Annotated in this window: 10 protein-coding genes; 5 read left to right on the top strand and 5 right to left on the bottom strand. The window is 41.3% G+C overall.

Going from position 1 to position 14,436, the window contains the following annotated elements; translation table 11 throughout:
* Nucleotides 1–12: 12 nt before the first annotated feature.
* On the top strand, nt 13–1,095 hold the full coding sequence (locus BV372_RS08735; RefSeq protein WP_086685903.1) for a HigA family addiction module antitoxin: 1,083 nt from the start codon (nt 13–15) through the stop codon (nt 1,093–1,095).
* Between the two features lie 4 nt (nt 1,096–1,099).
* On the opposite strand, the gene BV372_RS08730 is transcribed toward BV372_RS08735, so the two are convergent.
* On the bottom strand, nt 1,100–4,504 hold the full coding sequence (locus tag BV372_RS08730) for a PAS domain S-box protein (protein ID WP_179198017.1): 3,405 nt from the start codon (nt 4,502–4,504) through the stop codon (nt 1,100–1,102).
* Between the two features lie 693 nt (nt 4,505–5,197).
* Between BV372_RS08730 and BV372_RS08725 the strand changes: the two genes are divergently transcribed.
* Nucleotides 5,198–6,784: a DEAD/DEAH box helicase family protein gene (locus BV372_RS08725; RefSeq protein ID WP_086685900.1), complete on the top strand. Its 1,587-nt coding sequence runs from the start codon at nt 5,198–5,200 to the stop codon at nt 6,782–6,784.
* Between the two features lie 62 nt (nt 6,785–6,846).
* Nucleotides 6,847–8,061 (top strand): DUF790 family protein, encoded by a 1,215-nt coding sequence (locus BV372_RS08720; RefSeq protein ID WP_086685897.1) that lies wholly within the window; start codon nt 6,847–6,849, stop codon nt 8,059–8,061.
* Nucleotides 8,062–8,078: 17 nt separating this feature from the next.
* On the opposite strand, the gene BV372_RS37445 is transcribed toward BV372_RS08720, so the two are convergent.
* The 3 genes from BV372_RS37445 to BV372_RS08710 all read right to left on the bottom strand — a co-directional run bounded on the left by BV372_RS37445 (nt 8,079) and on the right by BV372_RS08710 (nt 9,668).
* Nucleotides 8,079–8,204, bottom strand: coding sequence for a hypothetical protein (locus BV372_RS37445; RefSeq protein ID WP_256973124.1), 126 nt, complete (start codon nt 8,202–8,204; stop codon nt 8,079–8,081).
* Between the two features lie 49 nt (nt 8,205–8,253).
* On the bottom strand, nt 8,254–8,775 hold the full coding sequence (locus BV372_RS08715) for a PD-(D/E)XK nuclease family protein (RefSeq protein WP_256973123.1): 522 nt from the start codon (nt 8,773–8,775) through the stop codon (nt 8,254–8,256).
* 479 nt (nt 8,776–9,254) lie between these two features.
* The gene (locus tag BV372_RS08710) at nt 9,255–9,668 is read right to left on the bottom strand and encodes a KTSC domain-containing protein (protein ID WP_086685895.1); all 414 of its coding nucleotides are present in this window, start codon (nt 9,666–9,668) and stop codon (nt 9,255–9,257) included.
* A gap of 181 nt (nt 9,669–9,849) precedes the next feature.
* Between BV372_RS08710 and BV372_RS08705 the strand changes: the two genes are divergently transcribed.
* The gene (locus BV372_RS08705; protein WP_086685894.1) at nt 9,850–12,183 is read left to right on the top strand and encodes a PhoD-like phosphatase; all 2,334 of its coding nucleotides are present in this window, start codon (nt 9,850–9,852) and stop codon (nt 12,181–12,183) included.
* Between the two features lie 239 nt (nt 12,184–12,422).
* Here the strand turns inward: BV372_RS08705 and BV372_RS08700 are convergent, their stop codons facing one another.
* Nucleotides 12,423–12,974 (bottom strand): nucleotidyltransferase family protein, encoded by a 552-nt coding sequence (locus BV372_RS08700; RefSeq protein WP_086685892.1) that lies wholly within the window; start codon nt 12,972–12,974, stop codon nt 12,423–12,425.
* Between the two features lie 148 nt (nt 12,975–13,122).
* Between BV372_RS08700 and BV372_RS08695 the strand changes: the two genes are divergently transcribed.
* Nucleotides 13,123–14,388, top strand: coding sequence for a plasmid pRiA4b ORF-3 family protein (locus tag BV372_RS08695; RefSeq protein WP_086685890.1), 1,266 nt, complete (start codon nt 13,123–13,125; stop codon nt 14,386–14,388).
* Nucleotides 14,389–14,436: the final 48 nt, after the last annotated feature.

Genomic DNA, 14,436 nt, shown 5'->3' with positions numbered 1-14,436 from the left:
GAAAGCAACATTATGAGCCAGAAACTAACACCAGCAAGAGTTCCAGCACCAGGAAAAATTTTGCATCGAGAAATAGAAGCCCGTGGTTGGACACAAAAGGATCTTGCAGAAATTATGGGTCGTCCTATTCAAACTATCAATGAAATTATCAGAGGTACTAAGCAAATTACTCCTGAAACAGCTATCGAATTATCGCAAGCTTTGGGTACTTCTCCTGAGTTCTGGACAAATCTAGAAGCTAAGTATCGGCTTCATTTAGCTGGAAAAGAAACTAAGGAACTAGATATTGCTCGTAAAAGTCGTTTGTATAGTATTGTCCCTATTTCTGAACTAATTAAACATCAATGGATTCAACAAACTGAATCCATTGATGACTTAGAACAACAAGTCTGTAAATTTCTGGGAATATCCACATTGGATGAATCACCTCAACTAGTAGTTAACTTCCGTTACTCCCAACATCAACAACCAGAAATAGCGTCTCAGTTAGCTTGGATAAAACGAGTTGAGAATCTAGCCAAACAACAAACTATTACCATATTTGACCGCAAAAAACTAGAAGATGCTATTCCTAAAATTCTTGCTTGTGCTGAACAAGTAGAAGCTGTGGTGCAAATTCCTAAATTACTAACAGATTTAGGTGTACATTTTGTCGTTGTGCCTCATTTAAGCAAAACTTACCTCGATGGAGCAGCTTTTTATTTAAATGAAAATCCTGTTGTTGCCTTGACCTTAAGATATGACCGGATTGACTCTTTTTGGTTCACTCTCATGCATGAGTTAGCACATATTGTCGCAGGACACCAAGGTGTTTATTTAGATAATTTAGATGTTTTAGAAGACAATGATGAGGAGAGAGAAGCTAATGAAAAAGCTGCTGACTGGTTGATAGAATCTCAAGCATTCGACAACTTTGTTTCCAAAACTCAAAAATATTTTTCTCGCCAAGCAATTGAAGAATTCGCCCGTACTCACCGCAGATATGCTGGTATAATTCTTGGTCGCCTACAGCACGACAAATTAGTTCCCCATAAAAACTTGAGAACGTTACTGGTTAAAGTCAGCCCTTTGTTGAAAAATTGGATTGATATATAGTAGTTCAAGTCCGTCCGGCGAGATTGGCGACTACTGCGGCTAATTCAGCAGGATTCACAGGTTTGGGGACGTGGAGTTGAAAGCCTGCTAACAGAGCTTGTGTACGTTCTTCTGCTCTAGCATAAGCTGTGAGTGCTACTGCGGGAATTCTTCCGCCTTGCTCTGAGGGCAGGGATCTGAGTTGACGAATCAGTGCATAGCCATCTGCTTCTGGCATACCAATATCACTTACCAGTACATCAGGGTGGAATTGTTGCACAGTAACTAGGGCCTCAGCAGCAGATGCAACTGCGATCGCTTGAGCACCATACTGTGACAAAACTGTGGTAATTAATTGCCGAGCGTCTTGCTCATCATCAACAACTAGCACGCGCACGCCATCAAGTGATAACGGGTTTTGTTGGGAAATTTCGCTGTCAATGGGGAGTTGACTCGACGCTGATTTTGTATCTTCTACATAAACAGCTCTCATCGGGAAATTCACAATAAAGGTTGCCCCCTGTCCAATTCCTGGGCTTTCCGCAGAGACTGTACCTCCGTGCAATTCTACCAGATGACGCACGATCGCCAGCCCTAAACCCAATCCGCCATGCGATCGCGTGCTAGAGCTATCGGCTTGGCGAAAGCGCTCAAATACGTATGGTAGAAAGTCAGGGCTAATTCCTCCCCCTGTATCGCTCACCCGAAGTTGAATGTGAGAATGGATGCGTTCTAGTTGCACATCGACTCTGCCGCCTTTGGGTGTAAACTTAACAGCATTGGAGAGTAAATTCCAAACAATTTGTTGCAAACGGTTGACATCGCCTACCACCACTCCTACTGTCGGATCAAATCTGCACTCAATGCGAATTTCTTTAGCATCGGCGGCTGGATGTACAGTTTCAATTGCCGCTTCTACAACTGGTATAAGTTCTAGTTGCTGGAGATTCAAGGAGAGTTTGCCTTGAATGATCCGAGCCACATCCAAGACATCTTCAATCAGTTGTGCTAGAGCCTTGGTATTGCGGTTAATGGTCTCTAAGCCACGGGCTGTAGTACTTTCATCAAACTTGCGGTTTCTGAGTAACTGTGTCCAGCCCAGCATGGCGTTGAGAGGAGTACGCAGTTCGTGGGAAAGGGTGCCTAAAAACTCATCTTTCATGCGGTTGGCAGCTTCGGCTTCGGCTAGTAGTCGTTCGCGTTCTTGCTCTGAGAGTTTTCGCTCGGTAATATCAAGCATGAATCCATGTAGTAGCTGCGGCTTACCTTGGCTCCGCAAAACATTCACAATGTCATATAGCCAGACTACTCTGCCATCTGCTGTCAACATTCTGTATTCAAATTCATAATTATCCAGTGAGAGCGAAGATTCTATACAATACTTAACTGCCCAGTCTCGATCCTCTGGATGAATGTGTTCTTCCCAAAAATTGTCGGCGTACCAGTCTGTTGATGGATAACCGAGAATCTCCATAGTTTGCGGACCCACATAAGTAAAATTTCCTGTGGTAGCATCCACCTCCCAAGGAATTACACGGACTTTTTCTGTAAGTTTCCTAAAGCGTTCCTCACTCTGTTGAAGAGCTTTTTGAGCTTGCTTAGTCTCTGTAATATCATTGAGTAGGGCAACAAATCCTTCTACTCTTCCCTGTTGATTAAACTGGGGAACATAGGAGATATTAACGTCATGGCTGTTGCCATCTAGAGAATAAATTTGGCTTTCATAAGTTACTGTTTCTCCTGATAATACTCTTTCTATATAAGGACGAACTGCTTTATAAACTGACTCACCGACAATTTCTTTGATGTGTTTGCCATAAACTTCAGAAGCTTTGATTCCATACCATTCTTCGTATTTTTTATTGTTAAAGCGGTAACGTTGCTGGGCATCGACATAGGAAATAAAAACGGGTACAGCATTTGTAATTAACCGTAACTGCTCTTCGCTTTGGCGCAGTGCTGCTTCTACTTTTTTGCGTGCAGTTAAGTCTAAACAAAATGCGATAATTTCTTCTTGCTCACCCTCAGAATCCTGCAATAATGCAGCACCAAATAAAATCGGAACGCGACTACCATCTTTGCGGATGTATTCTTTTTCAAAAGGAGTCGCAACTCCATTTTTTCTGAGTTCTTCTGCGGCATATGCAGCTAAAGTTAGGTATTCTGCTGGTGTCATGACGTTCCAATGCAACTCACCTGCAACTACATCTGCAAAAGTGTAGCCAGCCATATTCAGAAAATATTCATTGGCATAGTGGATCCCACCGTTGAAGTTAGCAAAAGCAACACCAAAAATATTAGATTCTACCAGCCTACGAAATCGTTTTTCACTCTTTATAATTGCTGCTTCTGCTTGCTTACGTTCTGTAATATTACGCCATGCACAAACTCTGACATGATGACCTTGATAAACAGAGTTTTTGCTAAACACTTCTAAACTGAAAGTAGTTTTATCTTTTCTTAACCCAGTTACCTCATAAGCTTTTTCATAGCCAGAATGTATATTTTCCAAGAAAAGCTTTTGTGATTCTGGTATTAATAAATCTGTTGCCAACATGCCAATAACTTCATCAATTTCATAGCCAAACATTTTGGCGAAAGCTGGGTTGACGTCTAGAATTTTCCCATTGTCGTGAATCACAACACCTTCAATAGTGGCATCAGCCAAGGCAAAAAATCTACTTTGGCTTTCACGCAAAGCATTTTCTGTTTGTTTGATAGTGCTTAAGTCAAGAACAAAACTGATTATTTCTTCTGACTCATTTTCCAACAAGGCAGAACCGAGGAGAATGGGAACACGGTTACCATCTTTGCGGATATATTCTTTCTCAAAAGGCTGAATTACGCCTTGATTTCTCAATTCTACAATGGCGCGATCGCTAATTTCTTGATATTCTGGCGGTGTCATATCACGCGATCGCACTCGCCCAGATAAAAGTTCCTCCCGCGTGTAACCTACCATTGTTAAGAATGCATCGTTAGCCTCAATAATCGCCTCATTCATGTCGGCTACAACTACCCCAATAATGTTAGACTCTGCCAACCGTCTAAATCTGGCCTCGCTTGCTTGTAGCTTCTGCATACTCTTTTCTAGACAATGCTTGGCATTACGTAACTGCGAGTTCAGCCAGCTGATGAGCGTTGTTACTAGCACAAACAAGCCTAAGCGCAAGATGCTATCTACAGGGTAAATTAAAGGTGAAGATACAGAAGGGATAAAAAAATATGTGGCAGCGATAGTAGCCAAAGCAGTAGCCAATAATCCTGGTTTCATACCGCCATACCAAGCACTCACCGCCACAGCAGCAAAAAACAGTAAGAAAATGGTTTGACTGAGCAGTGGCTGTAACAATATTGTCAGTAGTAATGCAGTACCAACTGCCAATACTGCTACAGCATAAGGCACAAGTCGGAGGATGATTCCTTTCAAAGTGGCGTCTCCTGATGATGCAGCTAACTGAAGGGAATTTTGCCACAATTAGCTAAACAAAGCGATTGCTTAACACCTATTTTGCTTTGAATAAATAGGTAAGTAAATAACAACTTTTGGCAAATCTATCCAAGGTAGTAAAAACTAATACAAATTTTTAATAAGATTATTGTATCTCCCCAGAAATTATGAAATTTTCTTTATCTTCTCCAGATTTGTTTTCTACATTGCGGTAATTCTTTCACTTGTAGAGTTACTTCGATCGGGTAAAGCTACCAAGAGCACTGTTTCACTGCTTTGATTCTACAGGGAACAAGTAATTTTTACAACTTAGATAAAATTGCGATCGCCGTCATTGAATTTAGTCTAATTTATTATGATGCAATAATAGTATACACATGTTTAAATAATTAACTTTTAGTAATTACTGAGTATAGATTTAGGCTAATTCACACTTTTTAAAACCTATGTTTTTGCAAAATATTTTAGTAATCAGCTAAGAATAATTATGGTTATGTAATAGGAAATCAATAGGTATAAATTGTCAGAAACATATTTTTGACTATGGCTCACAGCTAAATTTCCTGATTGAGATTCAATCTTGCCCAGCTATTGATTCATAATCAAAAGACTATATGCGTACATTTTGCGCTATTAGTAATTAAATGTGAAAACGTCGGGAGAAAGCTCTCAATGGCTCGCACCCCTACATTAACTTTTGATCGCGGTACACTCATACTGCATCCACCACCACGCGGTAAAGCCTGGATGGACTATGCCACCTGGGATGATAGGGTGGAGAAATTTCGTATGCCGGCAATTCAATATCGTTCTCTGGTGGAAGCACTCCAAGCGGAAGAGGCTAACTTTATCGATGAGGCGAAGGAATTTTATCCTTTAGATTTGGTTGCAACTCTGGAAATGGAACCTTATCCCCACCAGAGTGAGGCATTAGCGGCGTGGAAACTAGCGGGAAGACAAGGGGTAGTAGTGCTTCCTACCGCAGCGGGAAAGACTTATTTGGCACAAATGGCGATGCAAGCCACACCGCGCACGACGCTAATTGTCGTCCCAACTTTAGATTTGATGCATCAGTGGTATGCACATTTGGTAGCGGCGTTTCCTGATGCTGAGGTGGGTTTGTTGGGGGGTGGTTCTAGAGATAAGACACCCATCCTAATTGCAACTTATGACAGCGCAGCCATTCATGCTGAAAGCTTGGGAAATCAATACGGTTTGTTGATTTTTGATGAATGCCATCATTTACCGACGGATTTTAATCGGGTAATTGCAGAATATGCGATCGCACCCTATCGTCTTGGACTCTCAGCTACCCCAGAACGTACCGATGGTAAACACGCTGACTTAAATATCCTCATTGGTAGAGAAGTATATCGCAAACGCGCTGAAGATTTAGCAGGGAAGGCGTTAGCGGAACATGAAATTGTCCAAATTAAGGTGAAATTATCCCAACACGAACGGGAAAAATACAACGAGTTAATTCAACTCCGCAACGATTTTTTACGAGAATCGCGGATTTCCTTAGGGAGTATTCAAGGTTGGCAAATGTTTGTGCAAATGAGTGCGCGATCGCAAAATGGTCGTAGAGCGATGTTAGCACACCGTGAAGCCAAAGAAATCGCCTTGGGTACGGATGGTAAATTGCGAATTTTAGCTAATTTATTGGCTAAACATCATCCCGAAAGAATCATCATTTTTACTGCTGATAATGCTACCGTTTACCGCATTTCTCAAGAGTTGTTAATTCCCGCAATTACTCATCAAACACCTGTAAAAGAACGGCATGAAATATTAACCAAGTTTCGCGAGGGTGAATATAATACTTTGATCGCTTCTCATGTGTTGAATGAAGGAGTTGATGTCCCAGCAGCTTCTATAGCGATTATTTTATCTGGTACTGGTTCGACTAGAGAATATATTCAACGTTTGGGGAGGGTGTTGCGCAAGGGAAATGTTGCCAATAAGCAGGCGATATTATACGAAGTAGTGGCTGAAGATACGAGTGAGGAGAGAACTTCGGCGCGGCGTCGGGGGATGGAGAAAAGTAACGTAGACGCGCAAGCGGCTTCCCGTTCGACGAAGTCGTTCCCGGAGGGTAGGGTACCGCCAAAGCGCAAAGGACACGAAGAAAAGAAGGAAAATAAAGGACATTTGCAAGTTGTGTATGGAACTGGAAAAGAAAAAAGTGCTAAGGCTGCGGAACAGTTAGAGATCAATTATTCAACAAAGCGCAACGAAGACTCCTCAGATTTAACATAGTTAACAATTCACAATTGTTTTCTTCTTTGCGCCTTTGCGCCTTTGCGTGAGATAAAAACCCAATGTTACCCACAGACTTACTAATGCACCGCCACAACGGTGAAGAAATCATCCCCAAGCGATTGAAAATTGATGATAAACATTTAAATTTAGCTAATGAGTTAATTACTTATTTTCAAGCAGCAGTTGGCAAAACTCAGGGGATGCTAGAACGCCAACTGACAGATTTTGAAGGAGACAATACAGATTATCGCGTCAAACGAGGTTTGGCTTATATTCTTAAAAGCAGTTTTTGCACATTTGAGGTGGTGAGTCCCCTGGAACCACCAATGTTGAGAGAAAGGGTATTTGCGCTATCTGCTAAATCTGTTCCTAGTCGGGAAGCGACACAACTGACTCTGAGTAAAATAGCTGATGAATTAACTCATGAACTTGAGCGAGAAGTTTTACCACAACAGGTTCATGATGGTTTATATGCGGATTTAAATGAAAATAAGATTTTGACGGTTTTTGATACACCCACAGCGCAAGATTTATTGCATCGATATAATTTATCACAAGTGCAGGGAGTATTTTATAAAGCCAGTCAATTGGTGTTAAATGCTCATCGCAATGTACCTGGAGAATATAAGCTGTTATTTCGCTATCTTAAGTTATTTCAATTGATGGCTTATATTGAGGGCGATGCTGACCACGGCTTTACAATTACCATTGATGGGCCGACGAGTTTATTTAATCCAAGTACGCGTTATGGGTTGGCGATCGCTAAACTTATCCCAGCCTTACTCCACGTGACTCGATGGAGTTTGGCTTCTACCTTACAAACCCGCGACGCTTACACCAATACCTGGAGAACTGGACGTTTTACCCTCAACTCCGAATGTGGTTTAGTCTCCCACTACTCCCCAGGTAAACCCTACGATAGTATGCTAGAAGCATCCTTTGCTGATAAATGGGATGCGCTCAAAAGTGAATGGGCATTAGAGCGAGAAGTAGATTTAATTCCTATTCCTGGGAGTGTAATGATTCCCGATTTTCGCTTAGTCCATCCTGATGGCCGTACCTTTCTATTAGAAATAGTCGGTTATTGGCGACCAGAATATCTACAAAAAAAGTTTTCTCAAGTGCGACGTGCTGGAAGAGATGATTTAATTTTGGCAATTTCTGAACGGCTGAATTTAGAAAAAGCTGGCGTGAAATTAAATGATGTCCCAGCAAAAATTATTTGGTTTAAAGATAAATTATTACCAAAATCTGTGTTAGCTGTGATGGAGTAAGGTGGGCAATACGCACCTTAAAAATCCCAATACTTCTTGCGTCTCCAATACTCAGCAACTCTTGTTTCCCACTGCTCCCAATAATATTTAATCACATCTGGTTCCAACCAAAAAACCTCCGCCGCCATCTCTGGAATCGCCACAACCAACAGTGCATGATTTATCTCAATACCAAAATCACCATAATATTTATTAGCTGCTCCTAATATATGCTGCTAGTTGCAGAGGATGTTCATATAAACGCTCAATTGAACCTTTAGGTTTATCAGATGTTTTCCACTCACAAACACAAGGTATACCTTGATAGCTAGCAATACAATCAACCTTGCCAGAATACTTCAAATCATAATGAAAAACAGAGCCTTCAACGAGTCTAATTGTATTGATTTCTTGTAAAACAGGCTTGATACTTTCCCAATAAAGAAGACTGGCTTCCGAACAGACAGGATTTTCCCCAAGAAGATAGCGCTCAATTTGCTTGTGTGTCTTCGTTCCCCGACGACTTGCAGCAGTGGTAATGCGGCTTGCTTCTTCTGTACCAACACGCGCTTTCCAGTTTAGTAATCTATCACGATCTGCTTGAGGTTTGGTGGCATTAAGTATAGTCGTCACACTGGGGAGGCGATTTCCTTGAGCATCTATATAATATTGTTTGCCATTTTCTCTGAGAGATTTGGCATCAATGCGTGGTAATAGTTGGATATCAAATGGCATTGAGATCCTTGATCGAGCTAGGTAGATATTGGGTAATCACTTTTGTTGTAGTTGTGCTAATGCTTCATCAATATTCATTGGTAGTCATACTATGACTTTAGCCTGAGAAACGCCCGCAGGCTTCTAACCTGCGGGCGATAGGATTTGTGTGTACTCCGTAGGTAGGCTCAATATCATCCACGCAGGTGAATTTGGTTTTTAAGCCGTGATTTCTAATTCCCTGGTATTTCTGCCAAAAGTGGATGCTCCCTAATGCTGTAGCACCTATAAGAAAGCTATCGATCCATTAGGGTGCTGATGAGAAGAAACAAGCACCGGAACGATAGCTATATGGAACTTTTACAAAGGCTGCTGGAAAAAATAGGCGTTTTGGGCAAACCGGGTGTGAAGGTAATGACGATGCTGTTTGCAATGATATTGATTACGTGCGGCAAGGTAAATTTTACCAAGCCTCAACCTTTTAACGAATCTAAACTTTTTTACTCATCACCAATTTGTTCGCAGTCAAATCTACCTTTGATTTGTTGATTGAAAAAACTGCCTATTGAGTCAGAAGAATAAAAATCTTCCCAAGTTTCTTCATCTACTCCGAAATACTGATATACTGCTCCATTACGAAACTCAACCTGTAAAGTTTGCTCGTGACTATCGTAGGCGATCGCAGCGGCCATTGATGAGCTAACTGGTAATAGGGCAATAGGTTCTTCTTGGGGAGGAAGTGCCGCAGGTTCAGATACAATCTCGTTTAGTTCTCGCAATCCTTCATAAGCTTGGATTGGTGCGGGAATTTCTAAAAATTCTATCTCGTCGCCTCGATCGAGCAATAACTGCAAATATCCGTCAGAGTGAGCGATCGCAATCAAGCTACTCAAGTCCATTTTCGATAACTTCATTAATTTTGCTCTCCTGTTGGCGTAGAGATGATATTTTTCAGTTGAGAGTGTTAAATTCTTATGCAAAATCGCAACGCTTAATAGTATATTTGTACTATAAAAAGTAGTTTGTCGTCAAGCTTTGCAAAGAAAAACACATAACCATTGCAATACGGTTCAAAGAAGGCTTGCACAGTTGGCAATGAACTACCCATTTGGAGACGAATTTTTACAAGAATTGCCGCTGATTTTGGCGGGGCCATTGTTACAACATACAGAACCCGAAACAGTTACAGTTTGGGTAGCGCTTAAACGTCCTTGTGAAGTGCTACTCCGAGTTTACGAAACAGCCGACAACGGTACATTAATCACAAATTGTTTATTTGCAGGCAGACGTTCTACCTTTGCGTTAGGGAACTCGCTACATATTGTGGCAGTAACGGCTGAATCTGCGGGTAAGTATTTGTTGAGTAGTGATCGCATATATGCATACGATCTGCAATTTATTGAAGAATCTTCCCAGACTGAGCATACATTGTCGCAAGCTTTGTGGTCTCACCGCTTTCCCAATGTCAACATCAGCTATTTTGCACATCAAAAACCAACATTTGTCCTGCCACCAACTGATTTACAAGATTTGCAAATTGTACATGGTTCCTGTCGCAAACCCCACGGTGATGGGTTTGATGCCTTACCGATTCTCGATTGCTTGATTGAGAAAGCAGCAAACCAGCCGCGAAAACGACCCCATCAACTTTTCCTGACTGGCGACCAGATTTATGGTGATGATGTTGCCGATCCGCTGTTGTGGGTATCCAGTCAGTTGGGCGATGCACTGCTGGGTTGGGAAGAACGGCTACCTTTTGTACAGCAAACAGCTACAGATGCCAGTTATTACACACCAAAACAACTGCTTCCCGGACATCGGGCTGAGGTAGCAACTAACCAAGCTGGTTTCACCGCCGGATTACACAATAAAACCGCCAAGGTTAACAGTCACCTGCTGAGTTTGGGTGAGTATTACGCATCTTATTTATTGTCATGGTCTCCAGTCTGCTGGCCGACAACCTTACCTAAAGGACGGGAGGTTATGGATGGTCATCGAGTCAGCCGACGCTGGGACAAAGAAGTGCAAGATATGCGGCAATTTATCCACACCCTCTGGAAAGTGCGGCGTGCCTTGGCAAATATTCCCATGTACAGTATCTTCGATGACCATGATGTTAGCGATGACTGGAACCTCAATCAAGCTTGGTGTTTGCGAGTCCTAGGAAGACCTTTGGGGCGCAGAACTGTTCAAAATGCCCTGTTAGCCTATGCAGTTTTTCAAGCATGGGGCAATACACCCAAGCAATTTACAGGCGGTCAACCTGGAGAAAAATTATTGCAAGCGGCTGAGAAATGGTCGGCTTCTCAAGGGATGGATGCTGTAGCCTGGGATGCGATCGCTCGTTACTTAGGAATGCCACCTACCAACCCCAGCACAGGCTTACCAGAGTTTATTCGATATGGCTCAGTATTGGTGCTAGATCGAGATTCTGAAGCACTTACCTGGCATTATACAGTGCGGAGTTTTTGCCATGAAGTGATTGTTTTAGATACACGCACATGGCGCGGTTATCCTGCCGATCAAAAACCAATTGCGCCGCCAATGTTGCTATCTCCCCAAGCCTTTGGGCAGCAACTTTCTCAGCCTCTAGAACAAGCAACACATAAACCCAAAGCGCGATCGCAAATGCAAGCCACATTTGTGATTGCACCAACAAATCTATTTGGTCTCAAAGTAATTGATTGGATTCACCATTGGCATTTACAACGAGAAAAAGTTTATGGCGTAGATGTAGGAGATGCTTGGAATATTAATTACGAAGCATTGGCAAAGTTTCTCACAACTTTATTTGAGCAACGCCAACAAGTGATTGTGCTTTCTGGGGATATTCACTACAGTTCTGTTGTCCGTTTATCTTATACCAGAACTTCTGTAGGTTCTCACAGAAATTCGGTCTTAGTGCAGTTAACGGCTAGTGCCTTTAAAAATGAAGAGACTATTACTCAAATCATTCATACACGACTCAAACAATGGCTTTTACCAGAAAAAAGTCGACATTGGATAGGATGGTCAAATTCACCTTATATGGTAGAAATTTCTGGCAGAAAATCCCGCCACAATTATCTTTCACCCCGTCAGCCTGAATGGAATGCTGTAATGGAATGGATTTCACGAAAAAGTACTCAGACTGCTGACTTTGGTAATAACGTGGCATGGCTGATGACTTCCAAGCAACAAGCGAAAAATAGGAAATGGAGATGGTTGCAGTATTTAACGTTTTGGAAATTGCCCTGGTTTCAAGATGGGCGCGAAGTAATTGGATTAAATAATTTAGCTTTAGTTCAGTTTGAAATAGATAACAATAACTCTTACAAAGTTATTCAAGATATGTATTGGTTTTCTACTTGGTATCCTATTCAAATTGTTTATAGCCGTTTTGAAAGCCAGCTAAGTGATTCAAAATTAAAAATTAAAAACAAAACATAGTGTTGACAAGTATTTTATGCTAATGCCAAATCATCTATAGCAATCCGATTTGATTACTGAAATTATTTACGTAGGGAGGGAATAGGGAACAGGGAACGGGGAACAGGGAACGGGGAACAGGGAAGAAGGAATAAAACTGTCCTGAGTTTTTTTCAAAAATCAAATATGAGTCCTATATAAATAATTAATATTGTCAGCTAAAAGCTGGATATGGTGGGCATTGCCCACCCTACAAAGGCTTAGATAGAGTTGCGTTCTGCTAATTGCAATTTAGGGCACTTTTGCAGGAAGCCGGATGCTTTTTTATGAGCATCTGGGTTATAAGTATGCACAGGCGTAGTTCGGATAATGCCATTAAATAAATCATCCAACCCGTAAGGAGTAAAAAATTGCCATTGCCCTTGTGCATCTAGCCGAACTCCTACAGCAGTGGCAGTATGTAACCATTCCTTGATTGCGTCCTCTGTACTATTGTAGGGTATGCGACCAGGACGCCAACGGGCAAAACTAGCTTGATTTTTGACATCAAACTCATCGTCAGGAAACTGTTCTGTGAGGGTGGCTTTTGCTGCTAGTTCTTGGGAACGGTTTCCTTGGAGATCGAAGAATGCAATATCAAAGTCCTTGATAACTAACTCGCAGTCATTAGCAAAAATTGAACGCCAAACAGTATTTCGCACCGCACCACCTGCTAACCACCAGTCAGGTAGGTTAAGTTGAGCGATCGCAGGTAATATCATGCCAACAGGTGTGTCAGCTAGGATCATCTGGAGGCGAGTGTTACTGTTCATATCAAATTTATAGGATTTTCAACTTGCAAGCGAAAATATTACCATTCATCTTTGCTAAAGTTTGTGCATTTCTTGATTCGTAGTATAAAGAGCAAAGAATTACACACAAGGTTAAATTTAAATTGAATTTTTAATTTAATTTTAAATTATGGAAGACTTATTTGCGAAATTAGAACGTACGCTCAATCCTGAACTGCCTTCCTTAACAGAGTCACAGCAGCAACTCCTCAAAGAACTAAGCATTGATGAAAATCAACCAGGTACAATTCTGCGTGACTTTCAGACTCTCATCGATTTTCTGCAACCGAAAGGTGTGGAAGTCAGTAGCGTTAATAATCTTCTGCCTTTAAAAGTATTATCAGAGCTTAATTTACGGTTGAGTCACCCAATAGAAACTAAACTTAAACGTCCTGTACAAAAATCATATCCTTACATCAATGGACTTTATCTGTTATTACGCAGTTCGGGAATAGTTCAAATTAAATCTCAAAGTAAAAAACAAATTTTAGTATTAGATGAAGCGGTCTTAGAATCTTGGTCTAGCCTCAACTTCACCGAACGTTATTTCACTTTACTAGAAGCCTGGTTAATTTGGGGAAATAACGAGATTCTGGGTGAGCGTCAAGATGCATGGAATAATTTATTTAAGTGTATTCAATTTTGGGCGCGCGTTCCAGATAAAGGCTTAAAGTTTGCTAAATATGAACACCAACAGGATGTTAGTTATTATCCGGGATTGCATAATATCGCACTTTTAGAATTATTTGGATTTTTAGCTATCAAACAGGGAAAACCACCAGAAGGTAAGGGCTGGCGCATAGCTAATGTGGAGCGATTACCTCTAGGTGATGCCATATTTAGGTTACTCTTTCCCATTGGCATGTCAGGAGAGTTTGAGGATGAGGTAAATATAAATTTTGGCGAATTGCAGCCTACTTTTAAACCATACTTCCTAGAATGGGAGCATAATTTAGTTCTTCCCAAACAAGGCTTCACCGACGGTATTTATATTTTTAAAGTATCTGTCTCTAGGTCTTGGCGGCGTATTGCTATACCAGCTAAGAGACAATTAAGCTGGTTAGCTAGTACAATCCTTGATGCTTTTGATTTTGACTACGATCACCTATACGAATTTAGTTATAAAGACCGTTTTGGTCGCACTTGTAAAATTGGTCATCCCTACATGGAATCACCCCCATTTGCCGATCAAGTCCGCATTGGTGATTTACCGCTAGAACCGGGTGCAAACATGACCTATCTTTATGATTTTGGCGATCATTGGGAATTTGATGTGCAATTAGAAGCAATTAATCCACCTGATAACAAAATCAAAAAAGCCAAGATTTTAGAAATTCACGGCGATGCACCGCAACAGTATTGGAGTGAAGATGATGATTGGAATGACGAGGAGTAAAAAATTCAAAGTTCAAAAAGCATACCAAGAACCAATCAATTTACATTT

This window comes from Nostoc sp. T09 (assembly GCF_002154695.1).
GTDB lineage: Bacteria > Cyanobacteriota > Cyanobacteriia > Cyanobacteriales > Nostocaceae > Aulosira.
This window is presented reverse-complemented; position numbering and strand designations above follow the sequence as displayed.

Excerpts from the sequence above, each read along its gene's own strand:
- BV372_RS08695 (WP_086685890.1), top strand. The coding sequence starts at position 13,123 with ATGGAAGACTTATTTGCGAAATTAGAACGTACGCTCAATCCTGAACTG.
- BV372_RS08710 (WP_086685895.1), bottom strand. The coding sequence starts at position 9,668 with ATGAAGTTATCGAAAATGGACTTGAGTAGCTTGATTGCGATCGCTCAC.
- BV372_RS08705 (WP_086685894.1), top strand. The coding sequence starts at position 9,850 with ATGAACTACCCATTTGGAGACGAATTTTTACAAGAATTGCCGCTGATT.
- BV372_RS08715 (WP_256973123.1), bottom strand. The coding sequence starts at position 8,775 with ATGCCATTTGATATCCAACTATTACCACGCATTGATGCCAAATCTCTC.
- BV372_RS08735 (WP_086685903.1), top strand. The coding sequence starts at position 13 with ATGAGCCAGAAACTAACACCAGCAAGAGTTCCAGCACCAGGAAAAATT.
- BV372_RS08720 (WP_086685897.1), top strand. The coding sequence starts at position 6,847 with ATGTTACCCACAGACTTACTAATGCACCGCCACAACGGTGAAGAAATC.
- BV372_RS08725 (WP_086685900.1), top strand. The coding sequence starts at position 5,198 with ATGGCTCGCACCCCTACATTAACTTTTGATCGCGGTACACTCATACTG.
- BV372_RS08700 (WP_086685892.1), bottom strand. The coding sequence starts at position 12,974 with ATGAACAGTAACACTCGCCTCCAGATGATCCTAGCTGACACACCTGTT.